General features: G+C 43.9%; 13 protein-coding genes. 3 read left to right on the top strand and 10 right to left on the bottom strand.

Going from position 1 to position 16,703, the window contains the following annotated elements; genetic code table 11:
• The 4 genes from AC6RV6_RS14645 to ilvB all read right to left on the bottom strand — a co-directional run.
• Positions 1-930: effector-associated domain EAD1-containing protein (locus AC6RV6_RS14645; protein ID WP_500241605.1), on the bottom strand; the 930-nt coding region annotated here is incomplete at its 3' end.
• Positions 931-976: 46 nt separating this feature from the next.
• Positions 977-1,387, bottom strand: coding sequence for a hypothetical protein (locus tag AC6RV6_RS14650; protein ID WP_500241606.1), 411 nt, complete (start codon positions 1,385-1,387; stop codon positions 977-979).
• Between the two features lie 38 nt (positions 1,388-1,425).
• Entirely contained in the window at positions 1,426-2,460 is a 1,035-nt protein-coding gene (locus tag AC6RV6_RS14655; RefSeq protein ID WP_500241607.1) for a trypsin-like peptidase domain-containing protein, read from the bottom strand.
• Between the two features lie 152 nt (positions 2,461-2,612).
• Entirely contained in the window at positions 2,613-4,472 is a 1,860-nt protein-coding gene (gene ilvB / locus AC6RV6_RS14660) for a biosynthetic-type acetolactate synthase large subunit (RefSeq protein WP_500241608.1), read from the bottom strand.
• 273 nt (positions 4,473-4,745) lie between these two features.
• Between ilvB and psbU the strand changes: the two genes are divergently transcribed.
• Entirely contained in the window at positions 4,746-5,180 is a 435-nt protein-coding gene (gene psbU, locus AC6RV6_RS14665; RefSeq protein ID WP_500241609.1) for a photosystem II complex extrinsic protein PsbU, read from the top strand.
• A 295-nt stretch (positions 5,181-5,475) separates the two neighbouring features.
• On the opposite strand, the gene AC6RV6_RS14670 is transcribed toward psbU, so the two are convergent.
• From AC6RV6_RS14670 to btpA, 5 genes are all read right to left on the bottom strand, one after another.
• Positions 5,476-5,898, bottom strand: coding sequence for a hypothetical protein (locus tag AC6RV6_RS14670; protein WP_500241610.1), 423 nt, complete (start codon positions 5,896-5,898; stop codon positions 5,476-5,478).
• A gap of 72 nt (positions 5,899-5,970) precedes the next feature.
• Complete coding sequence (locus AC6RV6_RS14675; RefSeq protein ID WP_500241611.1) at positions 5,971-8,139, bottom strand: CHASE2 domain-containing protein; 2,169 nt, start codon at positions 8,137-8,139, stop codon at positions 5,971-5,973.
• Between the two features lie 132 nt (positions 8,140-8,271).
• On the bottom strand, positions 8,272-9,252 hold the full coding sequence (locus AC6RV6_RS14680; protein ID WP_500241612.1) for a vitamin K epoxide reductase family protein: 981 nt from the start codon (positions 9,250-9,252) through the stop codon (positions 8,272-8,274).
• 30 nt (positions 9,253-9,282) lie between these two features.
• Entirely contained in the window at positions 9,283-10,248 is a 966-nt protein-coding gene (locus AC6RV6_RS14685) for a vitamin K epoxide reductase family protein (protein WP_500241613.1), read from the bottom strand.
• A gap of 29 nt (positions 10,249-10,277) precedes the next feature.
• Entirely contained in the window at positions 10,278-11,132 is an 855-nt protein-coding gene (gene btpA / locus AC6RV6_RS14690) for a photosystem I biogenesis protein BtpA (protein ID WP_500241614.1), read from the bottom strand.
• Positions 11,133-11,297: 165 nt separating this feature from the next.
• Here btpA and rimO point away from each other — a divergent pair, with 165 nt between their 5' ends.
• On the top strand, positions 11,298-12,617 hold the full coding sequence (gene rimO / locus AC6RV6_RS14695; protein WP_500241615.1) for a 30S ribosomal protein S12 methylthiotransferase RimO: 1,320 nt from the start codon (positions 11,298-11,300) through the stop codon (positions 12,615-12,617).
• 242 nt (positions 12,618-12,859) lie between these two features.
• Here rimO and AC6RV6_RS14700 read toward each other — a convergent pair whose 3' ends face one another.
• Positions 12,860-14,278: an ATP-binding protein gene (locus AC6RV6_RS14700; protein WP_500241616.1), complete on the bottom strand. Its 1,419-nt coding sequence runs from the start codon at positions 14,276-14,278 to the stop codon at positions 12,860-12,862.
• Positions 14,279-15,127: 849 nt separating this feature from the next.
• On the opposite strand from AC6RV6_RS14700, the gene AC6RV6_RS14705 reads away from it, so the two are divergent.
• On the top strand, positions 15,128-16,621 hold the full coding sequence (locus AC6RV6_RS14705; protein ID WP_500241617.1) for a DEAD/DEAH box helicase: 1,494 nt from the start codon (positions 15,128-15,130) through the stop codon (positions 16,619-16,621).
• The last annotated feature ends 82 nt before the right edge of the window (positions 16,622-16,703 follow it).

The raw sequence follows: 16,703 nt of genomic DNA on the forward strand, positions 1-16,703 counted from the left end.
GGTTGGATGCCCTTTTCTCAACTTAGTTTTACATACTAAGTTCGGTAGACCCGTATTTTTTATTGTTTCAGTAAGGAGCAACCAAAACTGATTGACAAACCAATCTATGATTTTGGTTTCTTCGGAGATGTAATCTCGAAAATTAAATTCAAAAAAAATAATAGTTCCTGTATGAATTGTATGACAAATTTGATAAGCAATATCTTTGGTGTTTGGATTAGGTGAGTTTTCTAAACCAAAATATCCAGCAAGACGATTTAAAATTCCCCATTCATTAGAAACAATGCCACCATCAGAAAGTTGAATGGGATAATACTTAAATTTACCCATACTTTCTTCTTCAAGGAGATAACGAATTTCCTCTAAATAGCTATCACCTGCTAATAGGTGACTTCTCTCAATTAAAAAACAAAAATATCCAACATTTTCTTGACAACTTCCAATTGTATTTTTGAAGTTAGCGATCGCGTCCTTAAAATCGAGCTTGCGAATATATTTTTTGAATTCTAGCTCGATACGATTGGGATTAGAATCATGAGACTCTAAATTCTGCAATTCGTTCGCTTTATTTCGAGTTTTTTGCTCAATCTTGCTACGTTTTTCAAGTTTTTGGTTTTCTTCTGCTTCTGCTTCACGATCGCATAATTCAGCAAGTTCTTTTGCAGTAATATCGCTAGTTGTAAACACCTTTAGCTGAGGATTTCCCGGATTTGCTTCTCTTGCTTCTCGCACGAGTGTCTCTATTCGATCGCAACTGTCAGCGTAGCAAACAACTCTGTGAAAAATTTGTCTATCTGTCGTGCAATTTTTAGCGATATTCCCTAAATTCCAGCCGAGATCATCGAGTACAATTTTAAAATCTCCTAGATCGGGAAATGCACTTTGTAGCGCTTCTCGAAGTTGTTTTCGCTGTTGGTTTGTCAATCCCATATCTTTCTCAAAATATCGTGCAAAATTATAGTTTTATGCCGCAATTTTATTCTTCAAGCGGATTGATTAAACCCACGACTAGAGTATAGAAAATCAACAGCAGAGAACCGTAAACAGGTTGATAAAATTCCAGCGTAGCAAAAGGACCTCCTAAAGCAAAAACCCAGACGATGAATGCAAGGGTTGAAATTGTAATTTGCGTGATTGCTGGAGAGCGATCGGGTAAAGAAGTTTGTTTTAATGTCCAAATTGCTGTTAAGATCGTTGCGATCGCAAAAGTAATCCATAGCACCACACTTTTAGGAATATTTGCCGCACTTTCAATAAGTCCATTCGCTGTTACCCAAGCGCAGACAATATCGGCGGGAATATACTTAATGACCTTATCAAAATAAGTATCGATTCGGGCATTCGGCGTTTTCGATTCGTATTGGACGGTAATAATTCGACGACTCATTTTAGCGATAGAAAGTCAAAATCCGATCTATTATAGTTCTACTTCAGATGAGATTGAATTCTCGAATAAATCGAATTCAATAAAATTCCCTCTCGGATCGTACCAAAGACCCTCGCTCTTTGGGCGTGATGCAGGGCAACCAACTGCCAATCTTCATTAAAACAGGGCGCACCGCTTGACCCTCCAGCCGTTTTAGTGACATATTGAATCAGTCCAGATTCCTTGTAAACTCCCGTAATCCCATTGGTGCTGATGGCAATTTTCATCGAACCTCCTTCAGGATGTTGCAAAATATTGAGTCCCATTCGTTCTTCAGGAAGGCGATCGCACTCTAAAGATGCGGGTTGAATTTCTGAAAACTGTTTAATCTTTTCGTCCGCGTTTAGCAAAACGTAATCTAATTCTCGCGTTGGACTAGAATCGAGAATAGGGCGATCGCGATCTAATTGAAATACTTGTCCGGTTAATTCATCTCCAGTTTCCGAAGTATAACAACCAAAACGCAAAACCGTCCGTCGTAGTATTTCGCAAACATCGAGATCGAGACTGGATTGCAAAACATGATAATTCGTCAAAACTTGGCGATCGCCAATTAAAACTCCCGTCCCAACAATACCAAAGTCGGCAATTTCAACGCGACAAACTGAAGCAGAATGAGCGATCGCTTGTCTCAAAAAACCAATATCAAGTAATTCGGGTTCGGGTTTGAACCAACTTTGTAATTCCCTCTCATCTGTAATTCCTCTCCAGTCAAAGTCTGGCCCTAAATCTCGACCCTTCCTAGAGGATTTGCCAACAAAAGAGTTGAGCCATTGACGATAAAATTCTTGCAATTTCTCATTATTGGGATTATTTTGATATGCAGCCTCAACAAGAGAAGAAAGTTTTCCTTGAGATTTTGCCCACTTGATAAGGTTAAAAACAATCTGGGTGTTATTATTTCCTCCTACGATCGCCTCTAAATTCTCATTAAATTCGTCAGCAATCAAAATTTCTAGATCGGCTTTGCTCGGATATGCACTGAGAATTGCTAGACGCAGTTGTTTAGAATAAAAATCCGGATTCTGTGCCATCTCATTTCCTTTCTGTTGTAATTGGCGATCCTGCCTTCAAGAGCTGTAGATGATAAAAAGAGCGGGCAAAGCGTGATGCGATCGCTTTGTCCGATACTGTTGAACAATAAACAGTTATCAATTTCCGTTCTCTCATTGATAACTGATAACTGTCAAAGTTTTGCCCCACATTCAGGACAAAATTTATTAGTCGTGGGATTTTTTGCCCCACAACTGCTGCAATAAATCAAGCCGATCGCTTCATCCACCTTATTCTTTTTCGGTAGTCCCAACATTTGCGAGTTGTTTTTACCGGGGGCGATCATCGGATAGCAATTTTCATCTCGGGTAACATGGGCATCCACTAAAACAGGACCATTGTAAGCCAGCATCGTTGCGATCGCTTCTTTCAATTCGCTGCGATCGCGCACCAAAATGCCCTTGACCCCAAACGCCTCAGCCAATTTCACAAAATCCGGCATCCCGACTTCCATATTAGAAGAAGAATAACGCTCCCCAAAGAAAGTCTGCTGCCATTGACGTACCATACCTTGCCAACCATTATTAATAATGATCGTCTTTGCCGCAATGTTATATTGGGCCAGAGTAGCCAACTCTTGCAGATTCATTTGAAAACTGGCATCGCCGCTAATACAAATCACCTCTTCTTCTGGCAATGCCACCTTAACCCCCATAGCAGCAGGCATTCCATAGCCCATCGTTCCCAGTCCCGCACTCGAAATCCAACGACGGGGACCATAATTGATAAACTGTGCCGCCCACATCTGATGCTGCCCGACATCGGTCGTATAGTAAGCATTGGGCGCTTGCTGGCCGATTGCCACAATCACTTCTTGCGGGGAAAGACTATCAGCATGATGGGGAACCACGAGGGGATAGTCCTTGCGCCAATGAGCGATTTTCTCTAACCAAACCCGCGTTTTTTCCTCATCTTCCTCGAGTCCCAATTCTCCAAGGCGATCGAGCATTTGGGTTAAGACCACCTTCACATCCCCAACAATGGGAACTTCTGGCGCTCGATTTTTCCCGACTTCTGCGGGATCGATGTCGATATGAATCACCTTGGCTTTCGAGGCAAATTCATCTAATTTTCCCGTCACGCGATCGTCAAACCGCGAGCCGATCGCAATTAATAAATCGCATTCACTGACCGCAAAATTTGCATAAGCCGTGCCGTGCATCCCCAACATTCCCACGGAAAGCGCGTGATTTTCATCAAAAGCCCCCAACCCCATCAAAGTCGTCGTCACAGGAATGTGAAAATGTTCTGCGAGTTGGTGTAATTGTCGGTGCGCCCCGGCTGCGATCGCGCCCCCACCCACGTACATAAGCGGGCATTCTGCTGCCTGTATTAACTTCAAAGCCGCATTAATTTGTCTGGGATTTCCCTTCACCGTCGGGCGAAACCCGGTTAATTTAATCCCACCCGGCTCTACCGGAATATAGTCAAACTCCTCTAAACCCACATCTTTCGGCACATCAATCAATACCGGACCCGGACGGCCAGAACTTGCGATATGAAAAGCTTCTGCGACGATCCGCGCCATATCTTCCGGCTGACGGACCACATAGGAATTTTTCACGATCGGCAGAGTAATGCCCCAAATATCGGTTTCTTGGAAAGCATCAGTTCCGATCGCCCCTCGTGCCACCTGTCCGGTAATCGCCACCAAAGGAATAGAATCGAGATGCGCCGTTGCAATGCCTGTCACTAAATTTGTCGCACCGGGTCCGGAAGTCGCAAAACACACCCCCACCTGCCCCGTGGCGCGAGCATAACCGTCCGCCGCATGGGAAGCCCCCTGTTCGTGTCTGACAAGAATATGTTGCACATCGCCCCTTGCTTCGGCACGATACACTTCATCGTAAATCGGCAGAATGGCTCCCCCCGGATAGCCAAAAATATGCTTAACTCCGTGACGGACGAGACTATCGATTAAGGCATAAGCCCCCGTGCGTCGGATTGGGGTTGGGGTTGCTTGAGATGTTGGAGATACGCTAGAAGAAACCACTATTTTCTCTAATTAACTAGACGAGTTCGGCTGAATTTTCTGGATTAGCCTCGAATGGCTATGACTGACACTACATTTTCTAGAAAAAAATATAAACGTTTATGATATGAGAAATTTTTCTGCAAGTCAAGATTTCGCGATCGCGAATTGACCTGTTCGCAAGGAACGAGTCACGGCTAACTGTTCCCGTTCTGGGATAAAATGAGAAATAGAACACAAAAGTTAAAAAAATTCTAATGTCTTTGTTTTTAGAGCTTTGCTGAGGAGGATTTGATGAAAAATGTATTTCGCGTTCTTGCGATCGCCTTACTGGCGTTCACCTGTTGGGTTTTTGGAGGACAACAAGCAACCTTAGCTGTTTCCTTACCGCAATTTACTGGGCAATTTACGAGAGTCAATGCTCCCGTATTAGCAGAACTTCGCAACCAAGCGGACAAGATGCTGACAACAGAGTTCGGTCAAAAAATTGACTTAAACAATACAAACGTTCGAGGGTTTCGTCAATTGCAAGGATTTTATCCGACTTTGGCAACCAAAATTGTCAGTAATGCCCCTTATCAGGCGGTAGAGGATGTCCTCAATATTCCGGGTTTATCTGAAACGCAAAAGCAACGCTTGCAAGCTAACTTGGATAAATTTACCGTTGTTCAACGCGCTGATGTCTTCACTCAAGGCGACGATCGTTTGAATAATGGAATTTATGATTAATTAACCATTTTAGCTCTGTTTTGTTACCCACTCTAACCGCAAAAAAGAGTGGGTTTTTTGCGGCCGTCAATCCCAAAAATGAAGAACCAGAGCGACTCCGTACTTTTACAGAGAGTACAAAAAGATTGTTAATATTCACTAATTTTTGTAAAACACTAATTTTTGTAAAAAAAATGCGATTAAATTTTGCAAAAATATGAAGTTCGGTCAGTTTCCAGCGTAGCAACCTTGCAGACTAATACTTTTGAATCAATCTCGGTACAAGATAATTAAATTAATTTTCTCGATTAAATTTCTAAATCAGAAAATTCTGAAGAATATTTTCAAGGGAATCGTGAATGCAGCGAGTTCCAGTTCCTCTTGTATCGCGAGGCTTGCCATTATTATCAGGATCGAATTCTTTATTGAAATCGAGCAAGTGCCTAGCTTGGCTTACTTTTGCTGGGGAAATCCAGATTGCAGAATTTAAGGGGGAATTGAGGGTCTCTGAATTAACACCGTCTTTTGTTTGGGCAACTACTTCACAAGCTCCAAACAGCAAAATTTGCAGGCTCACCCCAACGGCCAAACCAATTTCTACTGTATTTGTGAAACGAAGAGAAATCTTCATAACCCTACCAAGACTGAATCTTGTTTCTGACTCATCACTATAAGTATATTCACGGCTGTGCAAAATAGCACGCAAATTATTCACAATTTTCTGATGAATTTTTTTCATCCACTGGAAAAGCTAATTTTTTTTACAAAATTATAATATTAGTTTATATATTACAATTATTGTTCAGTATAATTACTGATTGCTTTCCGTAGGTTTCTCTTCAGGGCGATTGCTGTTTTTAACTTGATACATGGCTTTGTCAGCAAGAGAGATTAAAACTTCTTCCGTACTGCCATCTTGCGGGTAAACACTGCTGCCAATACTAACAGTAATAAAAACGCGCTCCTCATTTAAAAGGAAAGGAGTAGATAGAGTTGTCGCAATTTTATGGGCGACAATTGCAACATCTTCTGCTTTCTTGATTCCGGGTAAAATAACCGTGAATTCATCGCCTCCCAAACGAGCAACGCGATCGCTATCCCGCAAGCAGTTCTCAATGCGTTCGGCGACCGCTTTGAGGAGTAAATCGCCCCCTTGGTGTCCGAGATTATCATTGACTTGTTTGAAACCATCGAGATCCAAAAACAATAATCCTACGAGACGCTTGTTGTTTTGCGCCCAAACCAAAAAGGTGTGAAAACTTTCATAAAAACCTTTGCGGTTGGCCAAACCCGTGAGGGAATCCGTGTAAGCCAAATGATGCAAGCGAACGTGAGTGCGTTTGAGTTCGGCATTAGAACGACTGAGTTCTTCCGTGGTTCGTCTTAACTCCTCTTCAATTTTTTTCCGTTCCGTAATATCGCGAATGACACCAATTAAAAAGATATTGCCCGCCGCATCTTTATGTAAAGAACGTTTGGTTGCTGTTAAATAAATCCGGCCTTGGCGATCGGTTAATTGTTCTTCATGTTCTCGCGGAGTTTGATAGCGAAAAACCCACTCATCTTGTTCGCGAAAGACTTGTGCTTCGCTGGGGTGAAAAATATCGGCATCGGTTTTATTGAGTAATTCTGCCAAGGGATAGCCGCTAAAATCACAAAAGGATTGATTGAGAACAATCCAACGGCGATCGCGATCTTTAACAAAGATAGGATCGGGAATATTGTCGATCGTGGATTTTAAAAATTCTGTCGAGCGTTTGAGTTCTTCTTGGCGATAGGCCAAATAGCCCGTCAAGACGCTGGCAGAGCCTCCCAAACTGAGTAAAGGTGGAATGACGGGAAGCCACCATCCCCACAAAAATACACCATAAGTTCCCCCGATGAGAATGGCAACTCCACCCAACAATCCTGCTAATGAGTGAAGTGGCGATCGCAATTGCAGAACGATCGCGGTTCCCAGACTCGACCAGAACAAAATCCACAACCATTCGATCGCATCGGGCCAAACCTGAATGATAGGACGACCATCGAGAACTGCGCCGAGAATATAGCTGATAAAATTGGCGTGGAGTTCTACACCATAGATCGGAGAAATAGAGCCAAAAGGATTGGTACTGTAAGGAATATAAACAAAATCTCCCAAGCTCTCAGCAGTTGAACCAATGGCCACAATGCGATCGCGAATGCGATCGGGAGAGACTTCTCCGTTCAGCACTTCCCGCAACGTAACTTTTTCAAAAGCATTAGGATGACGAAAGTTGACTAAAACTTGATAGCCTTGGTTGTCCATGCGAACGTAAGCCCCATCATTAGATTGCAAGGACGGGAAGGGACTTTTGTTTAATTGGAGATACTTGGGGTTAACTTCTGCTGGGTGCGGCTCAATGCCTTCTTGTTTGAGATAAAGTAAGGCCAAACGCAAGGCAAAGCTGGTTCGAGATTTTCCGTCGTCTTCGTGGACATAAAACAGGCTGCGACGGACTCTTCCATCTGCATCAGTCGCAACATTATTAAAACCAACGGTCTCATCAGGGAGGAGCAGAGGAGGAGCAATTCCGCTTCTGCTGTCCCCTAATTTTTCAATACCGACAAAATAGGGAATTTCCGTCATCGCTTTTTGTAAGCGATCGTGACCGGGTTCGACGATGAGATCGCGATAAATATCCAAACCAATCGCCCGGGGTTGGGACTCATTTAACTTATTAATGAGATCGGCCAAAATGCGATCGGGGATCGGCCAAGTCCCGATTTGTTGGATATCTTCTTCATCGATCGCCACAATTAAAACCCGCTCTTCTGGAGGTTCAGCCGGACGCAGGCGAAATAATTGATCGTAAGCCGCCCATTCCCAAGTTTGGAGAATCCCGCTCGATCGCAAGAGAATAATACAGCCCGCGACTCCAAAAGAAGCAACACCAAAGGCTCGCTTTTGCTGCCACCAAGACCAAAGAGATATAAATCGAGAGCGTAAATTAGACATCTACAATCGTGCCAGACAGCAAAGAACGTACAAAGAAAATTTCCGAGAATTACAGCTTTCCTTCTTTTCCGTTTTACTGCCTTCTTGAGAGAAACTGCCACTGGAAATATAGCGATCGCTCAAGAAACTCTCTTATCTTGTTGGAAGAACATATTGAAAATCGGTCGAACCGTCATATTCAGAGACTTCGGCTAATTCATCTAACAACAGCCGTCCCGGTTGTAAGCGATCGCCAATCTCCCAACTGGGATAAGATTGAACCCCAGCCGCTTCACAGGCTTGAGGTTGAGCATTTTCTCCATCTGCCTCGCATTCAATATATTCCACTTCCGCAAAGGCTTCTTTGCCAAACAGGGCTTTTTGCTCGTAACAATGAGGACACCAGTAGGCACCGTACATTTTAATGTCATTTTCCCTTAAATGTTGGGCGAGTTCAATTTCGGACTCTCCCGACTTGGTAGAGATTTTCCAGCCTTTTCCCGGAATGAGTTCGCTTTGTCTGGCGATAGGAATGGGAATTTTACCTTCAGCGATCGCGGGATCGTTGAGCGGGGCATAAATTCCCAAGGTGCCCATAAAAGTAATAAAAGCGACGATAACACTGGTGAAAATAATTTGACCGCTATCTTCCCAATCTCGTCCAAAAACTGTCAGTAAAAATAAGCTCAAAGAAAATAAGGCCGACCCGATACAGTAATAACAAACTGCTTGGATTTTGCCAAAGAGAACGTACATTAAATAAGCACTAAAAACCATCATAGCCGTCGAGCCAATCAGTAAAAATAAGCTCGTCCAATGGTTTAGTGTATTTCGCAAATCGCGATTGTTTTCAGGATTGATAACATAGGGAGAGAGGGCAAAAGTTATCATTGCCAGATAAGCTAGCAACCCAAATAACGCTAAGGGAAGTCCAAAAACTGTTGCATAGGGACTGGAGAGGACATCATTACAACTTCCCGTCGTGGCGCTGGCATTGACCGCACAGCCGACATTTCCGCCCGTGAGTTTGGTAATGGTTAAATAGGCTGTCAGGACTGCCCCCATACTCGCGATCGCGCCGATAATAAATCGCGAGTAGCGGTGAAGCCAAGGAATAGAACGTTTTCTTCTCATTATTTATGGGTAATCGGTAATGGGCAATTTCTATTTTAATCCGGGGATAATATACTTGAAGTCTTGCGTTCCTGCATAGCCGGATAATTGCGCCAGCTTTTCTAAACTTTGAATGCCTTCATACAATTCACCGTTAATTTCCCACGTAGGGAAAGAATGCACGCCTTTAGCTTGACAGAGGGCAGTTTGAGAGTTTTTGCCCTTGCGATCGCATTCCACATAGTTGATTTGAGCAAAGGCTTGTTTGCCTAACAAGAGTTTTTGTTCGCTGCAATGAGGACACCAATAAGCCCCATACATTTTGGCTTCGGTTTGGTTTAAATGTTCGGCGAGGGCGATTTCTGAAGGGGTGGATGTGGTGGCAATTTCCCAACCGATGCCGGGTTGAGGAGCGGTTTTTAAGGCGGGAATGGGGATACGTCCATTAATCAGGGCAGGAGGCGTTTCGTTGGCATAAACCCCTAATGCGCCCACAACCGTTACGATCGCAACGATAATTCCTGTAAAGAACACTTGCCCCCAATCTTCCCAAAGACGACCGAATAGGGTTAATAAGAATAAACTAATGGAAAAGGTAGCCGAAGCCAGACAATAGGGGCAAAAAGCATGTAGTTCAAAAGCAAGAAGATAAACTAAATAACTACTCGCCGCCGTCATGCCTGTCGCGCCAATTAATAAGAGATTCCAAGTCCAATTTTCAAGGCGATCGCGTTGGGATTTTGCTTCTAAGGGGATTACTGCCGGGACTAAAGCCAAAATTGCCATACTGAAATAGGCAACGACCCCATAAAGCGAGAGAGGAAGCCCGAAAACCGTGGCATAAGAACTGGATAGGGCGATATTGCAGCCGTCTCCACCTGCGAGGCAAAAGGCAGAATTTCCCGTCAGTTTAATCAGGGTGAGATAAGAAGTCAGAATCAACCCCAACAAGGCGATCGCGCCAATAAACCAGCGCGATTTTTGGTAAATCCAAGGAAGAGAACGATTGCGATTCATGGGTTTGGCTCAAAATACGATCGACACGATTATTTTGTATTTTGTATTTTAATTTTGCGATTGGGGATAATTTCATCCCGAGAAACCGGAGTTTCGCGGGCGGCTTCCACGAAAGATTGAACGCGAATGGGATCGATCGCTTCTTCGATGCGTCCATTCCGTTTCAGAGAACTCGCCACAATCACGCCATCAGCGGCCTGCATTAAGGTGCCAATATTATCCCAGTTGGCACCGCTACCAATCAAGACGGGCGTTCCTTGGGCTGCGTTGACGGCCAATTCTAAATCCTCCAAGCTGGGAGGGCTTCCCGTCGCCCAGCCTGAAAGAATCACCGCATCGGCTAAACCGCGTTCGATGGTATCTTTGACGGCAACCGTGAGATTGGGCGTGCCTAACGGTCTGGCGTGTTTGACCAAGACATCGGCAAAAATTGCCACATCGCTGCCCAACTCTCGACGATAGCGCAACAATTCCCAAGCATTCCCTTCAATAATGCCTTGATCCGTCGCCATCACTCCCGTCAGAACGTTGACGCGAATAAATTGACAACCGCAGATCGACGCGATCGCCATAGCACTTTTCGCGTCATTTCGCAGAACATTAATACCCACGGGAAGCATGACAAGGCTAAGCAGGCGTTGTACGATGAGGGTCATGGCGCTCGTCGTTGCCGGATCGACGCAATCTTTAGCAAAAGGCGCATCGAAAAAATTTTCTATAATAATTCCATCCACCCCACCCGCAGCGAGGGCTGTTGCTTCTTGTTCGGCACGATCGATCGTTTTGTGTAAATCTCCATTCCACCGAGGAGAAGTCGGCAGGGGCAGCAGATGAACGACACCGATAATGGGGTTGGGGGTTGAGAAGATTTTTTTTAGGTCCACTCTTATTGGCTCGAAATTCTAGGAGCGTTTCGTTTCCATTATTGTATAAAAGGGGACATGGGCAAGAATGAAGGAATTTTGGCAAGATAATCAAGAGAAAAATTAAAAATTTCCCTTTCCCCCCAACTCCCCCAAACCCCCTATCTCCACTATCTCCCAATCCCTATGCCCAAAACCAGTATTGCCATTTCCCATCTCGGATGCGAAAAAAACCGCATCGACTCCGAACATATGCTCGGTTTGTTAGTTGAAGCGGGTTACGAGGTCGATTCTAATGAAGAATTGGCCGATTATGTTGTGGTCAATACCTGTAGTTTTATTCAAGCCGCCCGGGAAGAGTCCGTGCGAACTTTAGTCGAACTGGCCGAAGATAATAAAAAGATTATTATTGCGGGCTGCATGGCACAGCATTTTCAGGAACAATTATTAGAAGAATTGCCGGAAGCTGTTGCGGTTGTTGGCAGTAGCGATTATCAAAAAATTGTTGCGGTCATCGAACGGGTTGAAACTGGAGAACGGGTTAAAGAAGTTTCCTTGGAACCTACCTATATCGCCGATGAAAATACTCCTCGGTATCGCACGACCACAGAAGGAGTGGCTTACTTAAGAATTGCCGAAGGGTGCGATTATCGCTGTGCTTTTTGTATTATTCCTCACCTGCGGGGCAATCAGCGATCGCGATCGATCGAATCTATTGTTACAGAAGCTAAAATGCTGGCAGAGCAAGGAGTCCAAGAACTCATTCTCATTTCGCAAATTACCACCAATTACGGCAAAGATATTTATGGCGAACCGAAATTAGCCGAGTTATTGCGGGAACTGGGAAAAGTTGATATTCCTTGGATTCGGATGCACTATGCCTATCCCACGGGGTTAACGCCAAAAGTGATTGCGGCGATGCGGGAAACGCCGAATGTTCTGCCGTATTTAGATTTACCTTTACAACATTCTCATCCAGAAATTTTGCGATCGATGAATCGACCTTGGCAGGGAAGAGTGAATGATGAGATTATCGAACGACTAAAAACCGAGATTCCCGGTGCCGTTCTCCGCACAACCCTAATTGTCGGTTTTCCGGGGGAAACTGAGGCGCATTTTCAACATTTAGCCGACTTTATTCAACGTCATGAATTCGATCATGTGGGGGTCTTCACTTTTTCACCAGAAGAAGAAACCCCTGCTTATGCTTTACCCGAACAAGTTCTCCAAGAAGTTATGAACGAACGTCGGGATATTCTCATGGAAATTCAACAGCCGATCGCAGCTAAGAAAAACCACAAAGAAATTGGTAAAACCGTTGATGTGTTGATCGAACAAGAAAATCCCGGTACGGGAGAATTAATCGGGCGATCGGCACGATTTTCCCCAGAAGTTGACGGCTGGGTTTATGTAGAAGGAATGGCCCGTTTAGGTGCGATCGTCCCTGTAAAAATTACAGATGCCGATGTTTACGATTTATATGGACGGGTGTTAAGGAACAATTAATTGCGATCGACGAACTCTCGGGTATTTCTGGGAGTTCTTGAAGGAAGCGATCGATTTTAGTATAAACCAGTTTCCAAGTCACCAATCTAAGTCCTCAATCAAAATCTCTAAATTGCGGCTAACCTGAAAAGTAATGTTATTGGTGTGGTAGGAATTTGCGATGAAGCACGTTAAAGCCTTGTTTTATATAGGATTCAGTCATCTAATGAGCCATGAGGGAATTTGCGATGAAGCACTCAGAACTATGCCCAAAAAGGAAGATAACGTGCGTAGCGAGTTGAATCTGATTCAAATGATTCTGGTCGAATCAGTTCAGCTTCTTGCGTATCCTTAATTATTTTTGAAACTGTTGTATTCTTTTTTTTATCCAAATGGAATCGTTCCCGAAGAGTTTGGTTAGACATACGCTTATTACTCAAATAGAGAAGACAACAATGCTGATAACAAGCACGTATACGCTTTTCGCTGCTCATTTCATTAAAGTCTTGAGATGCAAATAGTACGGCTGTTGTATGAATTGCACCTGTCCTAAAATCTGGTGCAGGTAATCGATTGACCTCAGCCGCAGAAATAACTTTATCAATACCACTTCCCTTTTCCTCACAAATTCCAAAGCGACGCATTAAATCTGCAAGCTGCTCATTACGAGAACGATATTCATCAATAAAGCGCTCCACTTTAATTGGAGGAACACCTGGATTAGAAATTTCAACGCGATCGCTATACATTTCAATCATAACTGATGTTCCCGTCCTCTGAAAATCCTGATGTACAAGAGCATTTGCTATAAGTTCTCGTATTGCTTGTTTGGGAAACATTTTAACTTCTTTCCGCACATCATCTTCAATAAATCGGTTTTGAGGTGCGGCAGAATAGACAAAATCAACTAAGTCTTTAAAACCAACAGCATATCCTTTTATTTCAATCTTCTCGGTCTTGGTTATCAGTTTATTGATTCCTTCATAAATTATAACTCTAGGTGCTTTACGAGCTAAGGATGTTGAAAAATTGTCTAGTTGTTCTGCAAGTAGAATTGCTCCTAAATTCAGAATTGTCCAATCTCCTGTATTTTTTCTGATTAAATTCTCACTTTTTAATCGTTCCAGTACAGCATCTTGATTATCTGGATAGGGAAGATGTAAAAGCTGAAAATAAGTTTGTGTGTCAAGTTGAGCAATAATTTCATCAGGACTTAAATTGGTTTTAGCAGATTGAGAAAACCAGTCTTGTTCATCTTCAGCAAAGATGCGTTTTAGCATATCTGATGTCATGGGAACAAGTGCTTCTCCTGAACGCATTAGGTAAGTGCCATCTAAGTGTATTGCCTGACCGGTAGGACGAGATGGAATCTCAAAAATCAATACTCGTCCATCAGGATGTTCAGGTTCTGTAACTTCAACTCGTAGTTGCAATTTATAGAAAATCTTAGTTTTAATCTCGTTAAGAATTTCTTGGGTTGGAAATGCTTTTGTGCCGACTACTTGACGCGGACGTTTATCTGTAACTCCTAAAACCAAGTATCCCCCTCGTTCATTAGCAAGAGCTACACAATATTTGAGGAGTTTTGTACTATCATATTGATTCTTTGCTTCTTTAAATTCTAGATGTTCGTCTTCTGGTGGCTCAGTAAGCCAACTTTTAAGAGTTTCAAGAGATATCATATCCAGTTCCTTCACATTGGGATTATTAACGTTACACTGTCAAAATTTTAGAATATTCCGATCGCCATCAGCAAATCGGCAATTAATGCCCAATCTTCAGTGAACAAGAAAATCTCGGTACGAGAGAACTGAATCGAGCGATCGCAGCGATTTTTCCTAGAAGTCGATGGCTGGGTTTATTTTGCCTGTTCATGCTCAATTGTATCCGTCCAAATTACAGAAACCGATTTTACGATCGCGCCAAAATCAAGAAAAGATCGGCGCGTTGCTTGAAAAGCGTGTACAATGAATAGTGATTGAGCTTTTTTAGCAAAAATCAAATGAATCTAGTCTCGCGCTATAACTTTAAGAGTTTAGCGAGAGAAGATGTCACTAGCGAACCCTACTCTTCGATCGCGCTGGCTTAGGAAAATTCAATATCGCCCAACCGAGTTTAGGAAATCTCGAGTTAGAGAAATTTCGAGTCAGATAAATCGAGTCAATAACATGAGTAAGAACGAGCAGAAGATAAAAAATATGCTTTTGCCACTTTGAACTTTCAGCTTTTCTGCCAATTTTATCGTTTTAGCGTTCCCCTCTCCTGTCAGCATACAAATGCTGCTAACGAATAATGAAGTTTTCCCAAAACTTCGAGGCGGGTAAAAACAGAAGAGGTAACGCCATGTCAATAAATCTGGATAAATGAAATCGCTAGTGCAGGATTGGGAAATGCTCCCAATGCCAGACTGGATCGGAGGTTGAACCCTTCGATCGCGTCCAACGCCAGAAAAGCGATCGCAAATTAACCATTCACAAAATTGGTTAAGTTTCGTAAACTAAAAACAAACGAAGAACCATAACGAATTACAGATGACAATTTCGTTCAAAAGTCTGGGACTGTCCGATGCTCGCGTCGAGCAACTTGAAAACATGGGTTTTGAAGAGCCGACCGAGATTCAAACGCAAGCTATACCCCTCCTATTGACGGGGCAAGATGTAGTGGGACAATCGCAGACGGGAACCGGTAAAACTGCAGCCTTTTCGCTGCCCATTCTCGAACAAATCGATCCCCAAGCGCGGACAGTTCAGGCTTTGATTCTGACTCCCACGCGAGAACTCGCCCAACAGGTCACTCAGGCGATCGATGATTTTTGGGGAAATAACAAACCTTCGCATTCCCGCGATCGCTTGCGAGTCTTGACCGTATGCGGGGGTCAGTCCATCGAACGACAAATTCGCAGTTTGCAACGGGGAATCCAAGTTGTTGTCGGCACCCCCGGACGCGTGATTGACTTGTTAGATCGCAAAGATTTGCGCTTGGAAAACCTGCAATGGGTCGTATTAGATGAAGCCGATGAAATGTTAAGCATGGGCTTTATCGACGATGTGAAGAAAATCCTCAAGCAAACGCCAGACGAACGGTGTACGGCTTGTTTCTCGGCAACAATGCCGACGGAAATTCGCAAATTGATCGAGCAGTTTCTCAAATCGCCTACCACAGTTGCCGTCAAGCAAACCAAAGCAGCCCCTGCCCGCATCGAACAGCGCATTTACAATATCCCCCGTAGCTGGCCGAAAATTAAGGCTTTACAGCCCATTCTCGAAATGGAAGAGCCAGAAGCGGGCATTATTTTCGTTCGCACCAAACGCGCGGCGGCGGAAGTCACGAGCAAATTACAAGCTGCGGGACATAATGTAGACGAATATCACGGCGATTTGAGTCAAAGTCAGCGAGAACGATTAGTTCACCGTTTCCGTAACGGTCAAGTGAAGTTAGTCGTAGCCACGGATATTGCCGCCCGAGGCTTAGACGTGGAAGATCTCTCTCACGTGATTAACTACGATCTCCCCGATAACTCCGAAACTTACATTCACCGCATCGGTCGCACGGGACGCGCCGGGAAAACCGGAACGGCGATTTCTCTCATTCAACCGATGGATCGCCACTTATTGCGGCGGATCGAACATCGCCTGCGGCAAAAACTGCCGACCAGTCGCATTCCCTCTCGGTCGGATGTGGAAACTCGCCGCTTGGAGAAACTGAAAGAGCAAATGAAAGAGGCGCTTTCAGGAGAACGTATGGCCTCATTCTTATCAACGGTGAAAGAATTGAGCGAAGAATACGATCCCCAAGCGATCGCGGCAGCAGCCTTGCAAATGGTTTACGACCAGTCCTGTCCGAGTTGGATGCAAGGAGATTGGGAAGTTCCTTCCGAAGACTTCTCCAAACCCGTCAAGCATGGTGGGGGTGGCGATCGGCATCGCCATCGGAATCATCGCTCGTCAAACAAGCGGAACTATCGTTCCTCTCACGATCGCTTTGAGATGCCCAAAAAAGCATCAGTTTCCGATCGAGCCAAATAAAACTCACTGAGAGAGGAGCTTGAATCGTTAACCGCTATTCACGATCCTCTCGTCTCCAAGCCAAAAAATGCAACAATAGGAA

The organism is Spirulina sp. LEGE 11439, assembly GCF_059821285.1.